A 21,858-nucleotide genomic window follows, 5' to 3' on the forward strand; every position below is an offset into this window, starting at 1 on the left:
TGGTTGGTGCGGCCTGCACCTCTAGTCGGACTCCCCTAGCGCACCCCTCATGGATAGCAAGAAAGCCGCTCGGCTCAAGCTGATGCACCAGGCGCTGCAGGATCAGCACGCCATTCACCTGCGCGAGATGGCCCAGCTGCTGGGTGTCTCGGAAATGACCCTGAGACGCGACCTGCGGCTCCCGCCGGACGGCCTGCGCCTGCTCGGCGGTCATGTCACCCGCGATGTCGGCGGCAGCGAGGCGCCCGGCTACCAGGTGGTGGAACAGGACCTGCGCCAGGTCGAGGAAAAGCGTCGCATCGGTCGGCTGGCCGCGGCGCAGATCCGCGCCGGCGACACCGTCTTCCTCGATTGCGGGACCACCACGCCCTTCGTGGTGGACTTCATTCCCGATGACCTGGAATTCACCGCCGTCTGCCATTCGCTCAATGTGCTGCTCAAGCTGCAGCAGAAGGTCAACTGCACCCTGGTGGTCTGCGGCGGCACCTTCCAGCGCAAGAACCAGATTTTCGAGAGTCGCCTGGAGACCGGGGTGCTCGATGGCGTGCGCCTCACCCATGCCTTCGTCTCGGCGGCCGGGGTGAGCGCGGACTTCGGCGTCACCTGCTTCAATTTCAACGAGGTCGAGGTCAAGCAGAAGGTCCTGCGCCAGGCCCAGCAGCGGCTCCTGCTGGTCGACCATACCAAGTTCGACGTGGTGCGCGCCGCGCATTTCGCGGTGCTCGGCGACTTCGACCTGGTGGTCAGTGACGGACGCATTCCGCGCAGCTATCGCGAGCGGATCGAGGCGAACGGCGCGCAACTGCTTACCTGATCCGCGCCGGGTCGGCCAGGCGCGCCAGCAGCGCCTCGCGCTCGGCGGCGGCGAGATAGCCGGTCCGGACGCTGAAGGCGCGGCGTTCACCCGGTTGCAGCTGCTGCACCTGCCCCTTGGTCGTCTCGGCCAGATAGCCCTCCGGTTCGCAGGTCGCCGGCAGCACGAAGGCCGCCACCTGCTGATCGGGGTTGTGCAGCACCCAGCGCGTGGCATGGGGCAAGTCCTGCGGGCGATAGGCCGTGTAGAAGGCGGCGCCGCCCGGATGCTCCAGCAGGAAATGCGCCTCCCCCGCCGCGTCGGTCCCCGGCGCATCGATGAAACTGACGATCTCCGGCTGGTAGCGCGCCGGCGCATCCAGCACCCGCAGTCGCTCGGGGTCTTCCGCCAGTGCGGCGATGAAGGCCTGCCAGTCGGCGGTCGGCCGCACATGGGCCGGCACGCTGGTGCGCACCCGGGTGCGGGCCACCCCGAGCGGCTCATGGAAGCGTCCGCCGGGCACATAGGCGTAGTTCATGTGCGCCATGTACATCAGGTCCATGGGCTGGCCGGCCTGGTTTTCCACCTCCAGGCCCAGTTCGAACACCGCGCTGTCCGCTCTCAGGGTCACGCGGGGCTGGGCGCGATAGCGATCGCCGAAGCCCATGGCGTAGTCGTGGCGGCCGCCCAGGCGCAGGAAATCGCCCTCCGCGTCCCGGCCCAGTTCCAGCCAGGCCTCGTTCAGCGGCGCGCAGGGCAGCTCGCCGTGCAACTCGTGGCTGTCCTCCGGTGCCGGGCAGCCGTTGCGCAGCACCCCGGCGTGGAACATGAAGCAGCCATAGGTCTCGATGATCCGCCGGGTCGGCCGCGGTTGGTCGAACAGCCCCGGCATGGTCAGGCGGCAGCCGTCGAAGCTGGCGTCCCAGATCATCTGCCCCTGGTAGGGCAGCACCACCAGGCGGCCACGACGATTCTCCAGCGCCAGGGCGCGCACCCCGGAGGGATAGGTCCAGGCGCGCACCTGGAAGGCGTCGCTGGCGAGCAGGGTGCGCTCGTCGGCGGTGAATTGCTCAGGCTGCAGGGGCAGGCGTACGGACATGACGGCGCCCTCCTCAGGCGGTCTGGGCGGCGCCCACCGGCAGCCGTTCGCTGGCCGGGTGACGCAGGCAATAGAGGGCGTAGGCGACGATCACCGTGAAGCACAGCAGCGGCACCGAATAGGCCAGCTGCATGTTGCCGCCGGTGTAGTCCGACAGCAGGCCCTGGAAGATCGGGATCACCCCGCCGCCGACGATGCTCATCACCAGCAGCGAGCCGCCGAATTCGGTGTCCCGGCCGATGCCGTCGACGGTCAGGCCATAGATGGTCGGCCAGCAGGGGCCAAGGAAAATGCTCACGCCCACGGCGGCGTACACCGCGGTGATGTTGGGCACCAGGATGGTGTAGGCCAGCAGCGCGATGCACAGCACCCCGTAGACGCCCAGCACCTTGGCCGGATGCCAGCGGCGCATCAGCAGGTTGGCGATCAGCTTGCCGACGAAATAGGCGGCGAAGGTGGTGAGCAGGAACCAGGAGGCGCTGCGCTCGTTCATGCCGCCGAGTTGCATGGCCAGGCGGATGGTGAAGCTCCAGACGCCGACCTGGGCGCCGACGTAGAGGAATTGCGCCAGCACGCCAAAGACGAAGCGCGGATTGCGTCGCAGCCGACCCAGGCTGGCGGCGACGCCGTCGCCCTCGCTGCGTACGCGCTCGTTGCCCTTGCAGGCCGGATAGCGGGTGCAGGCGATCAGCACGAAGATCAGCACCAGCACGCCGATCATCCATTGGTAGGGCGTCAGGGTGGCCTGGATCATCTGCAACTGCTGGGCGGCGGCCTCGGCGGGATTCATCTGCAGCAGCTGCGCCTGGCTGGCGTCACCCTCCTTGAACATCACGAAACTGCCGACATAGACCCCGGTCATGGCGCCGAAGGGGTGGAAGGTCTGGGAGATGTTCAGCCGACGGGTGCCGGTCTCGCGCGGCCCGAGCAGGGTCGAGTAGGTGTTGCAGGCGGTCTCCAGAAAGGACAGTCCGGCGGCGATCACGAACAGCGCCAGCAGGAACATGCCGTACTTGGCCATGGAGGCGGCGGGAAAGAACAGCAGGCAGCCGACCATGTAGAGGAACAGGCCGAAGAGGATGGTCGTCTTGTAGCTGAAGCGCCGCACCATCAGCGCGGCGGGCAGGGCCAGGAAGAAATAGCCGAGATAGAAGGCCGACTGGACGAAGGCGGTCTGGAAGTCACTGAGCAGGAAGGCCTTCTTGAAGTGGGCGATGAGCACGTCGTTCATGCTCGCCGCCGCGGCCCAGAGGGCGAAGATGCAGCACAGCAGGATGAAGGCGAACCACGGCGTGCGGTTCAGGTAGTAGCCGTCGGCACTGGGCCGCAGGGGTGACTGGCTCATTGTTGTTCTCCGTAGGGGTGCCAGGGTGGGGGATCGCCGACCTTGCGTCAGAGGTCCAGGGAAGCGAGGTAGTCTTCGAAGACCGCGGCCTCGGGATAGGAGGTCTGGGTGCCGCGCCCGGTGACCGACAGCGCCGAATAGGCCACCGCCCGCTGCATGGCCTCCCGCAGGCCCAGGCCTTGGACGCGGCCATGGGCGAAGCAGCCGATGAAGGCATCGCCGGCGCCGGTGGTGTCGAGGGCCGCCACCCGCTGGCCGGGCAGGCTGAATTCGCCCTCCTCGCCCACGTACAGTGCGCCCGCGGCGCCCAGGGTGACCACCACGTGCCGGATGCCGCGACCGGCCAATACCCGCGCGGCGGCGAAGGCGCTGTCGCGATCCGCCACCGGCAGACCGCTGACCAGGGCCAGCTCGGTCTCGTTGGGGACGAAGTAGTCCAGCCGGGCGAGGTGCGCGGCGCTCAGGTCGGCCACCGCCGGCGCCGGATTGAGCAGCACCGGGATCCCCAGGCGCTGACCGCAGTCGATGGCGGCATAGACGGTCTCCAGGGCGATCTCCAGTTGCAGCACGATCAGCGCGCAGTCGCGCAGATCGGCTTCCGCGGCCTGGATGTCGGCCGGACCGAGGGCGGCATTGGCGCCCTTCACGATGAGGATGCTGTTGTGCGAATCGGGCTGCACGAAGATCGGCGCCACGCCGCTGGAGCGCCCGGGCGCGCGGGTGACGTGGCGGGTGTCGATGCCGAAGCGGCGGAAGTTGGCCAGGGTGTTGTCGGCGAAGAGGTCGTCGCCGACCTTGGTCACCATCAGCACCTCGCTGCCCAGCTTGGCCGCGGCGACCGCCTGGTTGGCGCCCTTGCCGCCACAGCCGAGGGCGAAGTCCGGCGCTTCCAGCGTCTCGCCCTGCGCGGGCAGTCGCTCGATATAGGTGATGAGATCGACCATGTTGCTGCCGATGACCGCGATTTTGCCCATGCCGAGCGCGCCTCCGTTTTTCTTGATGTTATTAAATTAACGGTTTTTGTTAATTTTCCATCATAGATACTGCAACTCGGGGCGCAGCTCAAGCGCCGGTGATCGTCCACGGACGACAGCGGGCGTCCAACGCTCAAGGCTGGGAGCTGCGACACACGAAATGCGAGAAACGGAGAGATCAGACGGCGGTGCGGTACGACAGCGGGAAGCGGCGCACCGGGGACCCGGTGCGCGCGGGGCGGATCAGTGGAAGAGTTCGGCGATGAACACGGCGCCAATGAAGGTGCCGAAGCCGGCGGTCAGGGAGACCACCACGATGCGCCAGCCCAGCCGGCGAAAGGCCGGGATGTCCTTGGCGATGGACAGGCCGGCGAAGGCCAGCATGGGCGTGATCACCGCCAACACGCCGACGCTGTTGGCGGCGGCGGTGATCTGAGGCGCCAGCGGGCACCAGGGCGAGGTGAGGAACATGGCCACCAGCGACACCCAGCACACCGCCGGCACCTTGCGGCGGAACAGCTGGCAGAGCAGCTCGCCGACGACGGCCGCGCCGATCATCAGCGCCACCGCGATGAGGGCGGCAGCCGGCAGCGTCTTGGTCGCCACGAAGGTGCCCAGCAGGGCCAGGCCGGCCGCGGCGAACCAGGCACTCAGGCGTCCCGACCAGCCCAGCTCCACCGGCTCGTCCACCACCGTCTGGTCTACCGCGCTCTGGGCGAAGGAGGCCTTGGTCGTCCGGCCGATACGCGGCTCCAGCACCCGATAGCCCCAGACCGCCAGCGGCAGGGAGATGAACAGGGTGAAATAGGTACCCAGGGTGGTGGTGATGAGGTTGGCCGCGGCGGCCAGCGCCATGACCTCCTTGGCCACCTCGGGGGTCTGCTGGGCCGCCACCGCACCGGCCGCGGCGGCCATGATGCTGCCCGAGCCGATGCCGGCGCCCATGGCCAGCGAATAGGGGTGGAAGATGTTGAGGCTGGCGATGAAGCCGGCGACGATGGCCATGAACACCGCGCCGATCAGGGTGCCGGTGAGGTACTCGGCGAGCACGCCGCGGCCTTCCGGGGAGTCCATGCCGTAGCGTTCGCCGATGATCGCCAGGCTCGGTTCGCGCCCCACGGAGAAGGTGGCGCCGATGGCCTCGCGCTTGATGCCCAGCAGCAGCGCCACGGGCAGGCCGAGCAGGATGGTGCCGACGAAATGGCCCAGCTCCTGGAAGGCCAGCGCCCAGCCGGCGGCGATCACCGTGGGCAGGGAACCGCCCACCACCAGGCCGAGCTTGGCGATGAAGATCAGCAAGGCGTACTGCAGGATGGCCGCCGAGCGCACCTGGGCGCTACGGCTGACGCTCAGGCCCTGCGGCAGTCGCGTGCTGGCCAGGCCAATGGCGGCGCCCAGCAGCAGCGCCCAGATCATCGGCAACAGCACCACCTTGCCCGGGCCCAGCGGGATGCTGACCGAGCCGATCAGCTCGGCGATCAGCAGCACCAGCGCCGCCCAGAAATAGAGTTTCACGGTATCGCTGACAGCTCGGTCCTGGCCCACGGCCAGCGTCGGATTGGCGCTCATTCTTCCCCCTGCGGCCCGCTCGCGGGCTCGGTTGTTGGTATGGTTGGCAGTCGCGAGCGGCGAAGCCCGCTGGGCAGAAAAGGGCTCCGCGAGGGAGCGCGACCCGGTCGTTCTGGAGGTCTGGTCGAGGTCGCACGGCTGGCGTACCGGAGGCTGGAAGCCCGCCGCGGACAGGGTCTCGCGCGGGGTTCTGCGCCGTTCCGGGGCTCTGCGTCGCGGGCCTCGGCCAGGCCGGGGCGGCCGTGGTCTTGGCCCGAGTATGGACAGCGCCCTGTTCTCTCTCCAATACTGGAAATGGCCTTTTCCGTTGCCTTTACGAGAACACACGGATGCGTGGAATTCACGAACAACGCTTGCACTATTTCGTCGAGGCGGTGCGGCTGGGCAGCGTGCGCGCCGCCGCCGACGCCCTGGACATCGCCCCGTCCGCAGTCAGCCGGCAGATCGCCCAGGTCGAGGCGGAACTGGGCGTCGACCTGATCGAGCGCCACCGCCGCGGCATCACCCCGACCGAGGCCGGGCGCCTGGTGCTGGATTACTTCCGCCAGCGTCAGACCCAGCTCGACGGGCTGAGAGACGCCATCGCCGATCTGCAGGGGCTGCGCACCGGTCGCGTGGTGCTGGCCATCGGCGAAGGCTTCATCGGCGACCTGTCGCGCAGCCTGGGCGACTTTTCCGCGCGGCATCCGGAGATCGAGGTCAGGGTCAACGTGGTGGGCACCAACGAGGTGATTCGCCAGGTGATGGAAGACGAGGCGCAACTGGGGCTGGTGTTCAATCCGCCGCGCGATCCGCACCTGCGGGTGCATGGCAGCCGCGGGCAGCCGCTCTATGCCATGGTGGCGCCGGACCATCCGCTGGCCGCGACCCAGGGCCCCGTGACCCTGACGGAGCTGGGCCAGCATCGCCTGGCGCTGCCGGACATCTCCTACGGCATCCGCCAGATGCTCGACGCCGTGGAGCAGGCCGCCGGCCAGCGCCTGGCGCCGACCCTGACCTGCAACACCTTCGCCCTGCTCAAGCACTATGCCCAGCAGGGCGGCGTCACGCTCCTGCCGCTGTTCGCCGCGACCCAGGAACTGGACAGCGGCGCCTTGCGCGCCCTGCCCCTGGCCGATCCCGGCTTCGCCCGTGCCCACGTCGAACTGGTCACCCGCCTGGGCCGCAAGCTCAGCCGCGCCGCGGACGAGTTGCGGACCAGCCTGGTGCAGCAGATGACCGCCTTTCGCTGAGCGCCTGCCCAAAGCCAGCTGCGCGTCGGCCAAACTGCGTTGAAAAGGCCCTGGGTCGCCAGCCCGGCCGGAATGCTCATTTACCATGAGTAAACTCCGCTTCCTCAGGCCTTTGATTCGCTAGCGCTCACCCTCCGGGCCAGCCTTCGGCTGTTACTCCCGTTGGTCGTTGCGCCTTGCTTGACTCTAGCTCGCAAGCCTTTGAGCAGACGCTAAGGCGTCTCAGGCGGGCAGTTCCTGGCGCACCAGCTCGGCCCACAACCGTACGGCCGGTTCGATGATGGCGTCGTTGAAGTCATAGGCCGGGTTGTGCAGCGGCGCCGAGGGCTGGGCGCCGTCGACCCCCAGCCAGAGATAGGCGCCGGGACGCGCCGCCAGCATGAAGGCGAAGTCCTCGGAGGCCATGGATGGCGGTACGCCGTCGCTGACCCGCTCGGCACCAAAGGCCTTTACCGCCGCCTCACGCACCCGCGCGGCCTGGGCCGGATGGTTCTGGGTCACCGGATAGCCGCGGGTGAATTCCAGCTCGCCGCGCACGCCCTGAGCCAGCGGCGCCTGGGCGACGATCTCGCCGATCAGCCGCTCCACCTCGGCGCGCACCGCGCCGTCCAGGCAACGCACCGTGCCCCGGAGTCGCGCCACCTCGGGGATGACGTTGATCGCCTCCCCCGCTTCCATCATGGTCACGCTGACCACCGCCGACGCCAGCGGCGAGATCCGCCGGGCAACGATGGTCTGCAGCTGCAGGATCAGGTCCGCCGCGGCGACGATGGGATCGCGGCCGCGCTCGGGCATGGCCGCGTGGCAGCCCTTGCCGGTCAGAGTGATGGCGAAGGTGTCCAGCGAAGCCATCATGGCACCCGGATTGACCACCACCTGCCCGGCCGGCAGCCCCGGCCAGTTGTGCAAGCCGTAGATGGCGTCCATCGGAAACCGTTCGAACAGGCCGTCCTCGATCATCTTCTGGGCGCCGCCGAGATTCTCTTCGGCGGGCTGGAAGACGAAGTAGAGGGTGCCGCGAAAATCGCGGTTCTCACTCAGGTGGCGCGCAGTGGCCAGCAGGATGGCGGTGTGGCCGTCATGGCCGCAGGCATGCATGCGCCCGGCGGCGGTGGAACGATGGGGCACGTCCCCCACCTCCTGCATCGGCAGGGCGTCCATGTCGGCGCGCAGCCCGAGGCTCGGGCCCTCGCCATGGCGCAACACCCCGACCACGCCGGTGCCGCCGAGGCCACGATGGACCTCCAGGCCGAAGCCCTCCAGCAATTCGGCGACCCGCGCCGCGGTGCGGTGCTCGGCGAAACCCAGTTCGGGATGGGCGTGGAAATCGCGACGCCAGCTGCGGGCGTCGTCCAGCAGCGCTTGGTGAATGGTCATGGGCTACTCCAGGCTGGCGCCGTAGCCGAAGCCGGCGGCGGGGACGGCGGCGGTTTCCACCCAGACGCTCTTCACCTCGCTGTATTCGCGCAGGGCGTCGAGGCCGGAGGAGCGACCGTAGCCGCTCTCGCCATAGCCACCGAAGGGCGAGCTGACGTGGATGGTCTTGTAGCCGTTGACCCAGAAGGTGCCGGCGCGCACGCCACGGGCCACCCGGTGGGCACGCCCGACGTCACGGGTCCAGACCGCCCCGGCCAGGCCGAAGCGGCTGTCGTTGGCGATGCGGATGGCGTCGGCCTCGTCCTTGAAGGGAATGGCCACCACCACCGGCCCGAAGATCTCTTCCTGGGCGCAGCTCAGGCCATTGTGGCCGGCCAGCACCGTGGGATTGACGTAGTAGCCGGTCCCGGCGGGCAGCGGCTCGACGCCATTGGCGACATGCCGCGCGCCTTCGCCCAGGGCGCCTTCCACCATGGTGCGCACATGGGCGAATTGCTTGGCGTTGTGGATCGGACCGATCTGGGTCTCGGGATCACTGGGATCGCCGACCTTGAACTGGCTGGCGGCGCGGGCCACCGCCTGGATGAAGCGCTCGTAGATGGATTCCTGCACCAGCAGCCGCGAACCCGAGACGCAACTCTGGCCGGCGCCGGAAAAGATCGCCGCCTGGGCACCGCGCACGGCCAGGTCCAGGTCGGCGTCTTCGAAGACGATGTTGGCCGACTTGCCACCCAGCTCCAGCACCACCGGGATGCAGCGCTGGGCCGCGGCGGCGGCGATGTGCCGGCCGGTGGCCGGCGAGCCGACGAAGACCACCTTGCGGATGTCGGCGTGGGCGATCACCTGCTGGCCCACGGTATGCCCCTGGCCGGCGAGGACGTTGACCAGGCCCTTGGGCGCACCGGCGCGTTCCACCAGCACGCCGAGCAGCAGCGAGGTCACCGGGGTCAGCTCGGAGGGCTTGAGGATCACCGCGTTGCCGGCGGTGATGGCTGGGGCGATCTGCCAGCCACCGGTGAAGATGGGCGCGTTCCAGGGGGTGATCTGCAGCACCGTGCCCAGGGGTTCGTAGGTCACGTAGTTGAGATGGCTGGTGGGCACCGGGATGACTTCGCCGTGCAGCTTGTCGGCCCAGCCGGCGTAGTACTCGAACATCTCGGCGACCTTGAGCACCTCGACGCGGGCATCACGGATCGGCTTGTTGGCGGTCTGGGATTCCAGTTGCGCCAAAACCTCGGCTTCCTCGCGGATCAGGGCGCCGACCCGGTAGATGATGCGCCCGCGCGCCTGGGCGGTCAGGGCACGCCATTCCTCGCGCGCCCGGCGGGCGGCGGTATCGGCGCGCTCGACCACGGCCAGGTCGGCGTCGGGGTAGCTGTAGGCGGGGCTGTCGTCATGGGCGTTGCGCACGGTGATCCGCTCGCCGCTGCCGTCGACGAAGGCGCCGTCCACAAAGCTGGCGACCTGCTGGCGGTCGCCCCAGAAGGGCTTGAGCAATTCCAGTGTCTTGGCGTTCATCATGATCATTCCCCCTTGCCGAACAGGTCTTCGCTGGTGCGTCGTGCGATGGCGCAGAAATCCTCGCCATCGGCCAGGGTCTCGGCGCTCGCCTTCCAGGCCTGGGCCGTAGCCGCGGCCAGTGGCAGGTCGAGGCCGAGTTCGGCGATGAGCTGCTGGGCCAGGCCCACGTCCTTGCGCATCAGGCCCATGGTGAAGCCGGAGTCGTAGGCCTTGTTCAGCACCCAGGTGGGGAACATGCCCTGGCTGGCGGCGCTGCGCCCGGAACCGGCATTGATGCCTTCGAGCAGCTTTTCCGGGGCGACGCCGGCACGGGCGGCCATGGTGACGGCTTCTGCGGTGGTGATCAGGTGCGCCGCGGCCAGGAGGTTGTTGGCGATCTTGGCGATGTTGCCGGCACCCACGGCGCCGATATGCACCCGGGTCGCGCTCATGGCTTCCAGCGCCGGCAGCGCCTTGGCCAGGGCCGCCTCGCTACCGCCGATCACCATGGTCATGGTGCCGGCCGCGGCACCGGCGGGGCCGCCGGAAACCGGGGCATCGAGGAAGTCGGCGCCGACCTCGGCGAAGGCCGCCGCCACCCGGCGACTGGTCTCCGGGGTGGAGGTAGTGGTGTCGACCACCACGGTGCCCGGTCGCACGCGGCTGACCAGACCCGCCTCGCCCAGGCACACGGCCTCGACATGCTCGGCCTTGGGCAGCGACAGCACGATGACGTCGCTGCTGGCGGCCAGGGCCGCCAGGTCGCCGGCGATGGCCACGCCCTGGGCGGCGACCCGCTCGCAGGCGGCGCTGGAAGGATCCAGTCCGGTGACGGTCACGCCCTTGCGCGCCAGGGTGATCGCCATGTTGCCGCCCATGTTGCCGAGTCCGATGACCCCGACCTGCCTGCCCATGCCTTGTTCCTCTGCTTCGAATTGGCGGTGACCGACCCGGTGGCCGGCTCCTTGGCGATCGAGTATGGGAGGCCCCAGGCATCACCACCAATACGGCATTCGGACTTTCATGTTGCGCAAAAGGCAACGTGAGCCAGAGGCACCAGCATCGTGCAAAGGCGCGATTCAAGGGCACTGCCCAGCCCCAGACTGGTGCAAGGCGACCGACCGCGAAGTCACCGCCGAGGCCGAGGCGCCAGTCCCTATGCGTCTCGCCGACGCCTGGCACAGTTCCTGAAAAGGCGCCCTGGCTGGCCAGCAGTCCAGCCCAACAACAGCGCACGTTCGCTCAGGAGCCTTTCGCATGAAGCGCCGCCCTCTACTGAAGACCACCCTTGCCGCCTCCGCCCTGCTCATGAGCGGCCTGTTTCCCTGGAGTGCCGCCCACGCCGCGGACACCATCAAGGTCGGTATCCTGCATTCGCTGTCCGGCACCATGGCCATCTCCGAGACCTCGCTCAAGGACATGGCGCTGATGACCATCGACGAGATCAACGCCAAGGGCGGGGTACTGGGCAAGAAGCTGGAACCCGTGGTAGTGGATCCGGCCTCCAACTGGCCGCTGTTCGCCGAGAAGGCGCGCCAGCTGGTGACCCAGGACAAGGTCGCGGTCACCTTCGGCTGCTGGACCTCGGTCTCGCGCAAATCGGTCCTGCCGGTCTATGAAGAACTCAACGGCCTGCTGTTCTACCCGGTGCAGTACGAAGGCGAAGAGATGTCGCCCAACGTCTTCTACACCGGCGCGGCGCCGAACCAGCAGGCCATCCCGGCAGTGGAATACCTGATGAGCGAAGAAGGCGGCGGTGCCAAGCGCTTCTTCCTGCTGGGCACCGACTACGTCTATCCGCGCACCACCAACAAGATTCTGCGCTCCTTCCTGCACAGCAAGGGCGTGCAGGACAAGGACATCGAAGAGGTCTACACCCCCTTCGGCCACAGCGATTACCAGACCATCGTCGCCAACATCAAGAAGTTCTCCGCCGGCGGCAAGACCGCGGTGGTCTCCACCATCAACGGCGACTCCAACGTGCCCTTCTACAAGGAACTGGGCAACCAGGGCCTGAAGGCCACCGACGTGCCGGTAGTGGCCTTCTCGGTGGGCGAGGAAGAACTGCGCGGCATCGACACCAAGCCGCTGGTGGGCCAGCTGGCCGCCTGGAACTACTTCGAGTCGCTGGATAACCCGGTGAACAAGAAGTTCGTCGAGGCCTGGAAGGCCTACGCCAAGGCCAAGAACCTGCCCAACTACCAGACCGCCGTGACCAACGACCCCATGGAAGCCACCTACATCGGCATCCACATGTGGGCCCAGGCGGTGGAAAAGGCCGGCAGCACCGACGTCGACAAGGTGCGCAAGGCCATGGCCGGCCAGACCTTCGCCGCGCCGGACGGCTACACCGTGAAGATGGACGAGAAGAACCATCACCTGCACAAGCCGGTGATGATCGGCGAGGTCCAGGACGACGGCCAGTTCAACGTCGTCTGGCAGACCGAGGGCCCGGTCCGCGCCCAGCCCTGGAGCCCCTACATCCCCGGCAACGACAAGAAGTCCGACGAACCGGTGAAGAGCGGCCAGTAACGGCCAGCCTTCACTCCCGGCCCCTCACTCCGAGGGAAGGGGAGCAAAACGCCGCTCAGCTTGTAGCTCTTGCCCCCTCCCCCCTGGGGAGAGGGTTGGGGTGAGGGGCAAGAGACGCTCTAAGGCCATCAGCTCTTCCTCCTCTCTCCTAGGGAGAGGGCCAAGGCGCTGCCCGCCAAAACCGGAAGCGCCCGCAACAGCAACGCTCCGCTCCGCCCCCTCTCCCCCTGGGAGAGGGCTGGGATGAGGGCCCGCCAGCGCACCCGGCCAGACCGCCGGGCGCCGGCACCAGAAACGAGGCCACGCCCGCCCTCTCCCGGAGACGCCGTGCAGGAGCCTTTACCCACCGACGAGGCCGAGTATGTCCCTACGCCTTTTTCTACTGCCCCTGCTGTTGCTGCTCATGGGCACCGCCCAGGCCGGCCCCGCCGCCGACCTGGCCGCCGCCAGCGCCAACGACCAGGCCAAACTCCTCCAGGACTGGGCCGCCGCGCCCGATCCCGCCCAGCTCCCGGTGCTCCAGGCACTGCAGGACGGCCGCTTCTATGTCGATGAAGACAAGCGGCCCTTCTACAAGACCGGCGACAGCTACAGCGCCGCCGAAGACGACGCCGCCACTCCCACCGGCACACCCAAGCCGGTACGCCTGAACAACCGCCTGCGCATCCTCATCGGCGCCGCCCAGGCCAGCGGCGGGCTGCTGTCGCCCGATGCCAGCGTGCGCCTGGCCGCCGCCCTGGCCCTGCGCCAGGAGGCCAAGCCCGAGCAGCGTGCCTTCCTGGAAAAGCGTTTGCAGAGCGAAGCCGACAAGGACGTCAAAGGCGCCCTTGCCGCCGCCCTGGCCAATCTGCAGCTGACCGACCCCGATCCCGCCGTGCGCCTGGCCGCGGTGCGGCTGCTCGGCGAATCTGGCGAGCCCCAGGCCAAGACCCGCCTGCAGGCCCTGCTCGATCCGGCCGTGGAAGCCAACGAAGACGTCCGCAAGGCCGCTGCCACCGGCCTTGCCCAGGTGGACCGCAAGCTGCTGCTGGGCGACCTGCTCGGCCAGGCCTTCACCGGGTTGTCGCTCGGCTCCATCCTGCTGCTGGCCGCTCTGGGTCTGGCCATCACCTATGGCCTGCTCGGCGTCATCAACATGGCCCACGGCGAGATGCTGATGCTCGGCGCCTACAGCACCTATGTGGTGCAGCTGACCCTGCAACGCCTGGCGCCCGAATGGCTGGCCTGGTACCCGCTGCTGGCGCTGCCGGTGGCCTTCGCCGTCACCGCCGCCATCGGCATGGCGCTGGAGCGCACCGTGATCCGCCACCTCTATGGCCGCCCGCTGGAAACCCTGCTGGCCACCTGGGGCATCAGCCTGATGCTGATCCAGGCGGTGCGGGTGCTGTTTGGCGCCCAGAACGTCGAGGTGGCCAACCCGGCCTGGCTGTCCGGCGGCATCCAGGTGCTGCCCAACCTGCTCCTGCCGTGGAACCGGGTGATCATCCTCGGCTTCGTGGTCTTCGTGCTGATCCTCACCTGGACCCTGCTGAACAAGACCCGCCTGGGCCTCAACGTGCGCGCCGTGACCCAGAACCGCAACATGGCCGCCTGCTGCGGGGTACCGACGGGTCGCATCGACATGCTCGCCTTCGGCCTCGGTTCCGGCATCGCCGGCCTCGGCGGCGTGGCCCTGTCGCAGATCGGCAACGTCGGTCCGGACCTTGGCCAGAGCTACATCATCGACTCCTTCCTGGTAGTGGTGCTCGGCGGCGTCGGCCAACTGGCCGGCAGCGTGCTGGCGGCCTTCGGCCTGGGCATCGTCAACAAGATCCTCGAACCCCAGATCGGCGCCGTGCTGGGCAAGATCCTCATCCTCGGCCTGATCATCCTGTTCATCCAGAAGCGGCCCCAGGGCCTGTTCGCCCTCAAGGGGAGGGTCATCGATTGAACCAGCCACTCGCGCTTACCGCTGTGCAGAAGGTCGGCCCGCGCCTGAGCCTGGCCGTGCTCGGCCTGGCCCTCGCCGTGCTGATCGCCCTGCCGCTCTTGTCCCTGCTGCCGGCCGACAACCCCTTCCAGGTCTCGGCCTACACCCTCACCCTGGTGGGCAAGATCCTCTGCTACGCCATCGTCGCCCTGGCGCTGGACCTGGTCTGGGGGTATGCCGGGATGCTCTCCCTCGGCCACGGGCTGTTCTTTGCCCTGGGCGGCTACGCCATGGGCATGTACCTGATGCGCCAGGCCGCCGGTGACGGTCTGCCGCCGTTCATGAGCTTTCTCTCCTGGACCCGCTATCCCTGGTTCTGGGCCGGCACCGACCACTTCCTCTGGGCGCTGTGCCTGGCGGTGCTGGCCCCCGGTCTGCTGGCCCTGGCGTTCGGCTTCTTCGCCTTCCGTTCGAAGATCAAGGGCGTCTACTTCTCGATCATGACCCAGGCGCTGACCTTTGCCGGCATGCTGCTGTTCTTTCGCAACGAGACCGGCTTCGGCGGCAACAACGGCTTCACCGGCTTCACCACCCTGCTGGGCTTTCCGGTCGCCGCCCAGGGCACCCGGGCGGTGCTCTTCCTGCTCACCGTGGCCCTGCTGGTGGCCAGCCTCTGGCTGGGCTGGCGCCTGGCGCAGAGCAAGTTCGGCCGCATCCTCACGGCGATCCGTGACGCCGAGAATCGAGTGACCTTCTGCGGCTACGATCCGCGCGGCTTCAAGCTGTTCGTCTGGGTACTGTCGGCGGTGCTCTGCGGCCTGGCCGGGGCGCTCTACGTACCCCAGGTGGGCATCATCAACCCCAGCGAGATGGCCCCCACCAACTCTATCGAAGCGGCCATCTGGGTCGCCCTCGGCGGACGCGGCAGCCTGATCGGCCCGGTGCTCGGCGCCGGCATCGTCAACGGCGCGAAAAGCTGGTTCACCGTGGCCTTCCCCGAATACTGGCTGTTCTTTCTCGGCGCCCTGTTCATCGTCGTCACCCTCTATCTGCCGCGTGGCGTGATCGGCCTCATCAAGAAGGAGCGCGACGCATGAAAGCCGCCCCCGTACCTCCCACCGCCGCGGAAGTGCTCGATGCCGGCATCGGCGCCGAAGCCAGCGGTCTCGGCCATCGCGCCGGCACGGGCCTGGATACCCGCCACGGCACCATCCTCAGCCTGGAAGGCATCGAGGTCAGCTTCGATGGCTTCAAGGCCCTGCGCGACCTCAACCTCTACATCGGCGTCGGCGAATTGCGCTGCATCATCGGCCCCAACGGCGCCGGCAAGACCACCATGATGGACGTCATCACCGGCAAGACCCGCCCCGACCGCGGCAGCGCCTGGTTCGGCGAGACCCTGGACCTGACCCGCCTGCAACCGGTGGAAATCGCCCAGGCCGGCATCGGTCGCAAGTTCCAGAAGCCCACGGTGTTCGAGGCCCTGACGGTCTGGGAAAACCTCGAGCTGGCGCAACGGACCGACAAGTCGGTCTGGGCCAGCCTGCGCGCGCGCCTCTCCGGCGAACAGCGCGACCGCCTGGAAGAGGTGCTCACCACCATCCGCCTGCAGGAATCCCGCGGCCGCACCGCTGGCCTGCTCTCCCACGGCCAGAAGCAATTCCTCGAGATCGGCATGCTGCTGGTGCAGGAGCCGCAACTGCTGCTGCTCGACGAACCCGTGGCCGGCATGACCGACGCCGAGACCGAATTCACCGCCGAGCTGTTCAAGTCGCTGGTGCCCAGGCACTCGCTGATGGTGGTGGAGCACGACATGGGCTTCGTCGGCAGCATCGCCGACCACGTCACCGTGCTGCACCAGGGCCACGTCCTTGCCGAAGGCTCGCTGGACCAGGTCCAGGCCAACGACCAGGTGATCGAGGTGTATCTGGGGCGCTAGCGCCCCTGACTTGAGAATGCGCATCGCGGCCATGGCCACGAGCGGCACCCTATCCGTAGGAGCGGCCCATGGCCGCGATAGAACCTTCCCGAGGCCCCCATGCTCCAGGTCAACGAACTCCATCAGTACTACGGCGGCAGCCACATCCTGCGTGGCCTGTCCTTCGACGCCCCCATCGGCGAGGTCACCAGCCTGCTCGGCCGCAACGGCGTCGGCAAGACCACCCTGCTGCGCTGCCTCATGGGCCTGATCCCGGCCAAGCGCGGCAGCGTCACCTGGGAAGGCCAGGACATCACCAGTCGCAAGCCGCACCAGCGGGTGCAAGCCGGCATTGCCTACGTGCCCCAGGGCCGCGAGATCTTTCCGCGCCTCACCGTCGAGGAAAATCTGCTCATGGGCCTGTCGCGCTTTCCCGCCCGGGAGGCCCGCGAGGTGCCCGAGTCCATCTATGAGCTCTTCCCCGTGCTGCGGCAGATGCGCCAGCGCCGCGGCGGCGACCTCTCCGGCGGCCAGCAGCAGCAACTGGCCATCGGCCGCGCCCTGGCCAGCCGCCCGCGACTGCTGATCCTCGACGAACCCACCGAAGGCATCCAGCCCTCGGTGATCAAGGAGATCGGCACCGTTATCGCCCACCTCGCCAAGCGTGGCGACATGGCCATCCTGCTGGTGGAGCAGTTCTACGACTTCGCCAGCGAACTGGCCGACGGCTATCTGGTGATGTCCCGTGGCGAGATCGTCCAGCGCGGTCGCGGCGCCGACATGGAGGCCGAAGGGGTACGGGGACTGGTGGCGATCTGAGCCACCAGGGTCGATAATCGAACGCTTCCGCGACCTGCTCGGCCGCCCGCCCGTTCGCCTCGATTGACGAAATTAACCGACTGGTACATTTTCTCTCCAGCGCCGGGCAGCGCCTGCCCGGCAAGACCCCAAGAGAGAAGGCTGTCATGTCCTCCCGTCGCATCCTGGTCCTCAACGGACCCAACCTAAACCTGCTCGGCACCCGCGAACCCGCCACCTACGGCCACGAGACCCTGGCCGACGTCGCCCGGCTGTGTGCCGAGACCGCCGCCGCCGAGGGGTACGAGGTGGATTTCCGCCAGACCAACCACGAAGGCGAATTGCTCGACTGGATCCACGCGGCCCGCGTCGCCTATGCCGGGGTGGTGATCAATCCCGCCGCCTGGACCCACACCTCGGTGGCCCTGCGCGATGCCCTGGTGGCCAGCGAGTTGCCGGTCTACGAGGTGCACCTGTCCAACGTGCATCGCCGCGAAGCCTTCCGTCACCATTCCTATGTCTCGGGCATCGCCGTCGGCGTGATCTGCGGCCTCGGCAGCCAGGGGTATCGCGCCGCCATCAGCGCCCTCATCGCCCACCAGGGAAACTAACGCCATGACCGCACCCAAATCCGTTCTCGCCGGCCTCATCGGCGCCGGCATCCAGGCTTCGCTGACGCCCGCCATGCACGAACGCGAAGGCGACGCCCAGGGCCTCAGATACCTCTACCGCCTGATCGACCTGGACGTGCTCGGCCTCTCCGCCGACGCCCTGCCCGAGCTGCTGCAGGCCGCCCAGCGCACCGGCTTCACCGGTCTCAACATCACCTTTCCCTGCAAGCAGGCGATCATCCCGCTGCTCGACGACCTCTCCCCCGAGGCACGCGGCATCGGCGCGGTGAACACCGTGGTGCTGGCCGACGGCCGCACCGTGGGCCACAACACCGACTGCCTGGGCTTCGCCGAAGGCTTTCGCCGCGGCCTGCCGGACGTGGCCAAGCGGCTGGTAGTGCAGTTGGGCGCTGGCGGCGCCGGCAGCGCCGTGGCCCATGCCCTGCTCGCCGAGGGGGTGGACCAGCTGTTCATCTTCGACGTCGAGGCCGAGCGCGCCCAGGCGCTGGTGGACAACCTGACCCGCCACTTCGGCCCCGGGCGCGCCGCGGTCGGCACCGACCGGGCCGCCGCGGTAGCCGCCGCCGATGGCCTGGTCAACACCTCGCCGGTGGGCATGGCCAAGCTGCCCGGCATGCCACTGCCGGCCGAGTTGCTGCACCCCGGCCTATGGGTCGCCGAGATCATCTATTTCCCGCTGGAAACCGAACTGCTGCGCCAGGCCCGCGCCCTCGGCTGCCGCACCCTGGACGGCGGCACCATGGCCGTGTTCCAGGCGGTCAAGGCCTTCGAACTCTTCAGCGGCCGTACCGCCGACGCCGAACGCATGCAGGCCCATTTCGCCGAATTGCGCGGCTGATAGCGCGTTTGATCGCGGCCATGGGCCGCTCCTACAGGCTCCGATATGCCCCGTAGGAGCGGCCCATGGCCGCGATAATTTCCGCGCAACCATCTACAGCCACACCGCATCCCAAAACGAATAATCACCCGCCCGCTTCACCAGCCCCGCCCTTAGCGGATTGGCGACGATGTAGCGGGCCACCGCCTGCACATCCTCTTCGGCTCGTAGCGCATGGTCATGATAGGCCGGCGCCCACACAGCCCCTTTGGTATTGCGGATCGCATTGACCCGACGCGCGCTTGCCGACTTCAGGCGCAGGACCAACTCTTCCAGGCTGAAACACTCACCCAGCGAAACCAGCCAGTGAACGTGATCCGGCATCAACACCAGGCAAGCAGCCTGGCGTCATTGAGCAGACAAGGATCGCTAAAGGTACGGGCAGCCGTGCACGCCAGATGAAAATCGGAAAAAAGCGGCTGGCTCTCCACGGTCGTGGCGGTAAGGAGATACAGCTGGCCAGGCAGAGAAACACGCCCCCTGCGCAGCGCCGCATGACGTGATGACATCGCTCGTCCTTGAGTGATGAAGACAATTCAAGATCTTAATCGCGGCCATGGCGGTCCGCCGATGCGGCCGCTCCTACAAAAGCATCGCTCTCTGTAGGAGCGGCCCATGGCCGCGATAGAGCCCTACCGCGGCATGTTCGGCTGGCGCCGCGACTTCTTGCGCGGACCGCCCTTGGCGTAGCCGGCGGCCTGGCCTTCCTGGCCCTTGTCCCAGGCCTTGCTGCCGTCGCTGGCGCGGGGCGGCAGGCCGTTGTGCTGGGTCAGGATGCGCCCAGCGCCGGTGCCGGCCTTCTTGCTGCCCACCGGGGTGGAATTCTTGCGTCGCGCGCTCTGGTAACCGGTGTCGCCCACCGGCTGGGTGGCCGGGATCAGCTGATGCTTGCCCGGCCCGATCAGGTCGGCGCGACCCATTTCCTTGAGCGCCTCGCGCAGCATCGGCCAGCCCTTGGGATCGTGATAGCGCAGGAAGGCCTTGTGCAGGCGGCGCTGCTGGTCGCTCTTGACGATGGTCACGCCATCGCTCTTGTAGGTGACCTTGCGCAGCGGATTCTTGCCCGAGTGGTACATGGCCGTGGCGGTGGCCATCGGCGAGGGATAGAAGGCCTGCACCTGGTCCGCACGGAAGCCGTTACGTTTGAGCCACAAGGCGAGGTTCATCATGTCCTCGTCCGTGGTGCCCGGGTGCGCGGCGATGAAGTACGGGATCAGGTACTGCTCCTTGCCCGCCTCCTTGGTGTACTTCTCGAACATCTGCTTGAAGCGGTCATAGCTGCCGATGCCGGGCTTCATCATCTTGTCCAGCGGACCGCGCTCGGTGTGCTCGGGCGCGATCTTCAGGTAGCCGCCGACATGGTGGGTGACCAGTTCCTTGACGTACTCGGGCGATTCCACGGCCAGGTCGTATCTCAGCCCCGAGGCGATCAGGATCTTCTTCACCCCCGGCAGCGCCCGCGCCTTGCGGTAGAGCTCGATCAAGGACGAGTGATCGGTGTTGAGGTTCTCGCAGATGCCGGGGAACACGCACGACGGCTTGCGGCAGTGGCGCTCGATCTCCGGGTCCTTGCAGGCGATACGGTACATGTTGGCGGTCGGCCCGCCGAGGTCCGAGACCACGCCGGTGAAGCCCGGTACCTTGTCGCGCATCTCCTCGATCTCGCGGATGATCGAGTCATGGGAGCGATTCTGGATGATCCGGCCTTCGTGCTCGGTGATGGAGCAGAAGGTGCAGCCACCAAAGCAGCCACGCATGATGTTCACCGAGAAACGGATCATCTCGTAGGCCGGGATCTTTTCCTTGCCATAGGCCGGGTGCGGCACGCGCGCATAGGGCATGCCGAACACGTAGTCCATTTCCTCGGTGGTCATGGGAATGGGCGGCGGCGTGAACCAGACGTCCACGTCGCCATGCCGCTGTACCAGCGCCCGGGCGTTGCCCGGGTTGGTTTCCAGGTGCAGCACGCGGTTGGCGTGGGCATAGAGCACCGGGTCGTTGCGCACCTTCTCGAAGGACGGCAGGCGGATCACCGTCTTGTCGCGGGTCATGCGCGGGCTTTCCAGCAACTGCACCACCTTGGCTTCGTTGGGATCCTCAACCTCACCCTTGGCTTGCTCGATGGCGCAGGCCTCGGTGTCCTGGGTGTTCACATAGGGATTGATGATCTTGTCGACGCGACCGGGACGGTCGATGCGGGTCGAGTCGACCTCGAACCAGCCCTCGGGCGTATCGCGACGGATGAAGGCGGTGCCGCGCACATCGGTGATGGACTCGACGCGCTCGCCACGCGACAGGCGCTGGGCGATCTCCACCACCGCCCGCTCGGCGTTGCCATAGAGCAGGATGTCGGCGGTGGCGTCCATCAGGATCGAGCGGCGGACCTTGTCCTGCCAGTAGTCGTAGTGGGCGATCCGGCGCAACGAGGCCTCGATGCCGCCGAGCACGATCGGCACGTGGCTGTAGGCCTCCTTGCAGCGCTGGCTGTAGACCAGGCTGGCGCGATCCGGTCGCTTGCCGGCGACGTTGCCCGGGGTATAGGCATCGTCGGACCGGACCTTCTTGTCCGCGGTGTAGCGGTTGATCATGGAGTCCATGTTACCCGCGGCCACCCCGAAGAACAGATTCGGCTCGCCGAGCTTCATGAAGTCGTCCTTCGACTGCCAGTCCGGCTGGGCGATGATGCCCACGCGGAAGCCCTGGGCCTCCAGCAGCCGGCCGATGATGGCCATGCCAAAGGACGGATGATCGACGTAGGCGTCCCCGGTGACGATGATGATGTCGCAGCTGTCCCAGCCGAGTTGCTCCATCTCCGCCCGACTCATGGGCAGGAAGGGTGCAGGACCAAAGCACTCGGCCCAGTATTTCGGATAGTCGAACAGCGGCGTGGCGGCTTGCATGGCAGCTTCCGGGAAAGGGGGGTTTTTAGGAGGGCGCGAAGAATAGCACAAAAAATGACCAGTTCAGCCCCCGGACATCGATTGCCTTTGGCTATCGACGGTGGCTCTGGACCCGCCCTCACCCCAACCCTCTCCCCGGGGGAGAGGGGGCAAAAGCACACCGCGCAGCTAGTCGTCCCCCTCTCCCTTGGGGAGAGGGTCGGGGCTAGGGAAGCCCATCGGCAATGCCCTTCAGCCGTAGGGTGGATAACGGCGCAGCCTTGTCCACGCGTAGCTGCCCCCTTCTCCCCAGAGAGGACCGAGGAACGCTACCCAACGGCAGCATGCTCTTCCCCCTCGCCCTCCGGGAGAGGGACGGAGTGAGGGAAAGTCCACTCAGCGGCCCAACTCGACAGGAGTGCTA

The 21,858-nt window shown here is 67.6% G+C and carries 17 protein-coding genes and 1 pseudogene; 9 read left to right on the top strand and 9 right to left on the bottom strand.

Annotated features, from left to right (window positions below; translation table 11 throughout):
- Positions 1-49: 49 nt before the first annotated feature.
- Entirely contained in the window at positions 50-814 is a 765-nt protein-coding gene (gene deoR, locus PSK12I2_RS0113380) for a DNA-binding transcriptional repressor DeoR (RefSeq protein WP_027598810.1), read from the top strand.
- On the opposite strand, the gene PSK12I2_RS0113385 is transcribed toward deoR, so the two are convergent.
- From PSK12I2_RS0113385 to PSK12I2_RS0113400, 4 genes are all read right to left on the bottom strand, one after another.
- On the bottom strand, positions 807-1,892 hold the full coding sequence (locus PSK12I2_RS0113385; RefSeq protein ID WP_027598811.1) for an aldose 1-epimerase family protein: 1,086 nt from the start codon (positions 1,890-1,892) through the stop codon (positions 807-809). The genes deoR and PSK12I2_RS0113385 overlap by 8 nt on opposite strands.
- Positions 1,893-1,905: 13 nt before the next feature.
- Positions 1,906-3,237, bottom strand: coding sequence for an L-fucose:H+ symporter permease (gene fucP / locus PSK12I2_RS0113390; protein WP_027598812.1), 1,332 nt, complete (start codon positions 3,235-3,237; stop codon positions 1,906-1,908).
- Between the two features lie 47 nt (positions 3,238-3,284).
- On the bottom strand, positions 3,285-4,211 hold the full coding sequence (gene rbsK, locus PSK12I2_RS0113395; protein WP_027598813.1) for a ribokinase: 927 nt from the start codon (positions 4,209-4,211) through the stop codon (positions 3,285-3,287).
- Positions 4,212-4,454: 243 nt separating this feature from the next.
- Positions 4,455-5,780 carry a DUF3100 domain-containing protein gene (locus PSK12I2_RS0113400; RefSeq protein WP_027598814.1) on the bottom strand — a complete coding sequence of 442 codons (1,326 nt, stop codon included), beginning with the start codon at positions 5,778-5,780 and terminating at the stop codon, positions 4,455-4,457.
- A gap of 329 nt (positions 5,781-6,109) precedes the next feature.
- Here PSK12I2_RS0113400 and PSK12I2_RS0113405 point away from each other — a divergent pair, with 329 nt between their 5' ends.
- On the top strand, positions 6,110-7,012 hold the full coding sequence (locus PSK12I2_RS0113405) for a LysR family transcriptional regulator (protein WP_027598815.1): 903 nt from the start codon (positions 6,110-6,112) through the stop codon (positions 7,010-7,012).
- Positions 7,013-7,234: 222 nt separating this feature from the next.
- Here the strand turns inward: PSK12I2_RS0113405 and PSK12I2_RS0113410 are convergent, their stop codons facing one another.
- The 3 genes from PSK12I2_RS0113410 to PSK12I2_RS0113420 are packed head-to-tail and all read right to left on the bottom strand — an operon-like array spanning position 7,235 to position 10,869.
- Positions 7,235-8,389 carry a M20 aminoacylase family protein gene (locus PSK12I2_RS0113410; protein WP_027598816.1) on the bottom strand — a complete coding sequence of 385 codons (1,155 nt, stop codon included), beginning with the start codon at positions 8,387-8,389 and terminating at the stop codon, positions 7,235-7,237.
- 3 nt (positions 8,390-8,392) lie between these two features.
- Positions 8,393-9,910, bottom strand: coding sequence for an aldehyde dehydrogenase family protein (locus PSK12I2_RS0113415; protein WP_027598817.1), 1,518 nt, complete (start codon positions 9,908-9,910; stop codon positions 8,393-8,395).
- 2 nt (positions 9,911-9,912) lie between these two features.
- Positions 9,913-10,869 (bottom strand): NAD(P)-dependent oxidoreductase, encoded by a 957-nt coding sequence (locus PSK12I2_RS0113420; protein WP_255211838.1) that lies wholly within the window; start codon positions 10,867-10,869, stop codon positions 9,913-9,915.
- A gap of 277 nt (positions 10,870-11,146) precedes the next feature.
- Here PSK12I2_RS0113420 and urtA point away from each other — a divergent pair, with 277 nt between their 5' ends.
- The 7 genes from urtA to PSK12I2_RS0113455 all read left to right on the top strand — a co-directional run bounded on the left by urtA (position 11,147) and on the right by PSK12I2_RS0113455 (position 18,516).
- Positions 11,147-12,421, top strand: a complete 1,275-nt coding sequence (gene urtA / locus PSK12I2_RS0113425) for an urea ABC transporter substrate-binding protein (RefSeq protein WP_027598819.1) — start codon at positions 11,147-11,149, stop codon at positions 12,419-12,421.
- A 361-nt stretch (positions 12,422-12,782) separates the two neighbouring features.
- The gene (gene urtB / locus PSK12I2_RS0113430; RefSeq protein ID WP_027598820.1) at positions 12,783-14,351 is read left to right on the top strand and encodes an urea ABC transporter permease subunit UrtB; all 1,569 of its coding nucleotides are present in this window, start codon (positions 12,783-12,785) and stop codon (positions 14,349-14,351) included.
- Positions 14,348-15,427, top strand: coding sequence for an urea ABC transporter permease subunit UrtC (urtC, locus tag PSK12I2_RS0113435; RefSeq protein ID WP_027598821.1), 1,080 nt, complete (start codon positions 14,348-14,350; stop codon positions 15,425-15,427). The genes urtB and urtC overlap by 4 nt, the downstream gene beginning before the upstream one ends.
- On the top strand, positions 15,424-16,269 hold the full coding sequence (urtD, locus tag PSK12I2_RS0113440) for an urea ABC transporter ATP-binding protein UrtD (protein WP_027598822.1): 846 nt from the start codon (positions 15,424-15,426) through the stop codon (positions 16,267-16,269). The genes urtC and urtD overlap by 4 nt, the downstream gene beginning before the upstream one ends.
- A gap of 99 nt (positions 16,270-16,368) precedes the next feature.
- A complete protein-coding gene (gene urtE / locus PSK12I2_RS0113445) occupies positions 16,369-17,067 on the top strand; it encodes an urea ABC transporter ATP-binding subunit UrtE (protein ID WP_027598823.1) in 699 nt (232 codons plus the stop codon).
- A gap of 146 nt (positions 17,068-17,213) precedes the next feature.
- Positions 17,214-17,657 carry a type II 3-dehydroquinate dehydratase gene (gene aroQ, locus PSK12I2_RS0113450; RefSeq protein WP_027598824.1) on the top strand — a complete coding sequence of 148 codons (444 nt, stop codon included), beginning with the start codon at positions 17,214-17,216 and terminating at the stop codon, positions 17,655-17,657.
- Between the two features lie 4 nt (positions 17,658-17,661).
- A complete protein-coding gene (locus tag PSK12I2_RS0113455) occupies positions 17,662-18,516 on the top strand; it encodes a shikimate dehydrogenase (protein WP_027598825.1) in 855 nt (284 codons plus the stop codon).
- 93 nt (positions 18,517-18,609) lie between these two features.
- Here PSK12I2_RS0113455 and PSK12I2_RS23960 read toward each other — a convergent pair.
- Positions 18,610-19,064: pseudogene (locus PSK12I2_RS23960) on the bottom strand (transposase).
- Between the two features lie 123 nt (positions 19,065-19,187).
- The gene (locus PSK12I2_RS0113465; protein WP_027598826.1) at positions 19,188-21,455 is read right to left on the bottom strand and encodes a YgiQ family radical SAM protein; all 2,268 of its coding nucleotides are present in this window, start codon (positions 21,453-21,455) and stop codon (positions 19,188-19,190) included.
- Between the last annotated feature and the right edge of the window lie 403 nt (positions 21,456-21,858).

It is taken from the genome of Pseudomonas sp. MOIL14HWK12:I2 (assembly GCF_000510745.1).
Taxonomy (GTDB): Bacteria; Pseudomonadota; Gammaproteobacteria; order Pseudomonadales; family Pseudomonadaceae; genus Chryseomonas; species Chryseomonas oryzihabitans.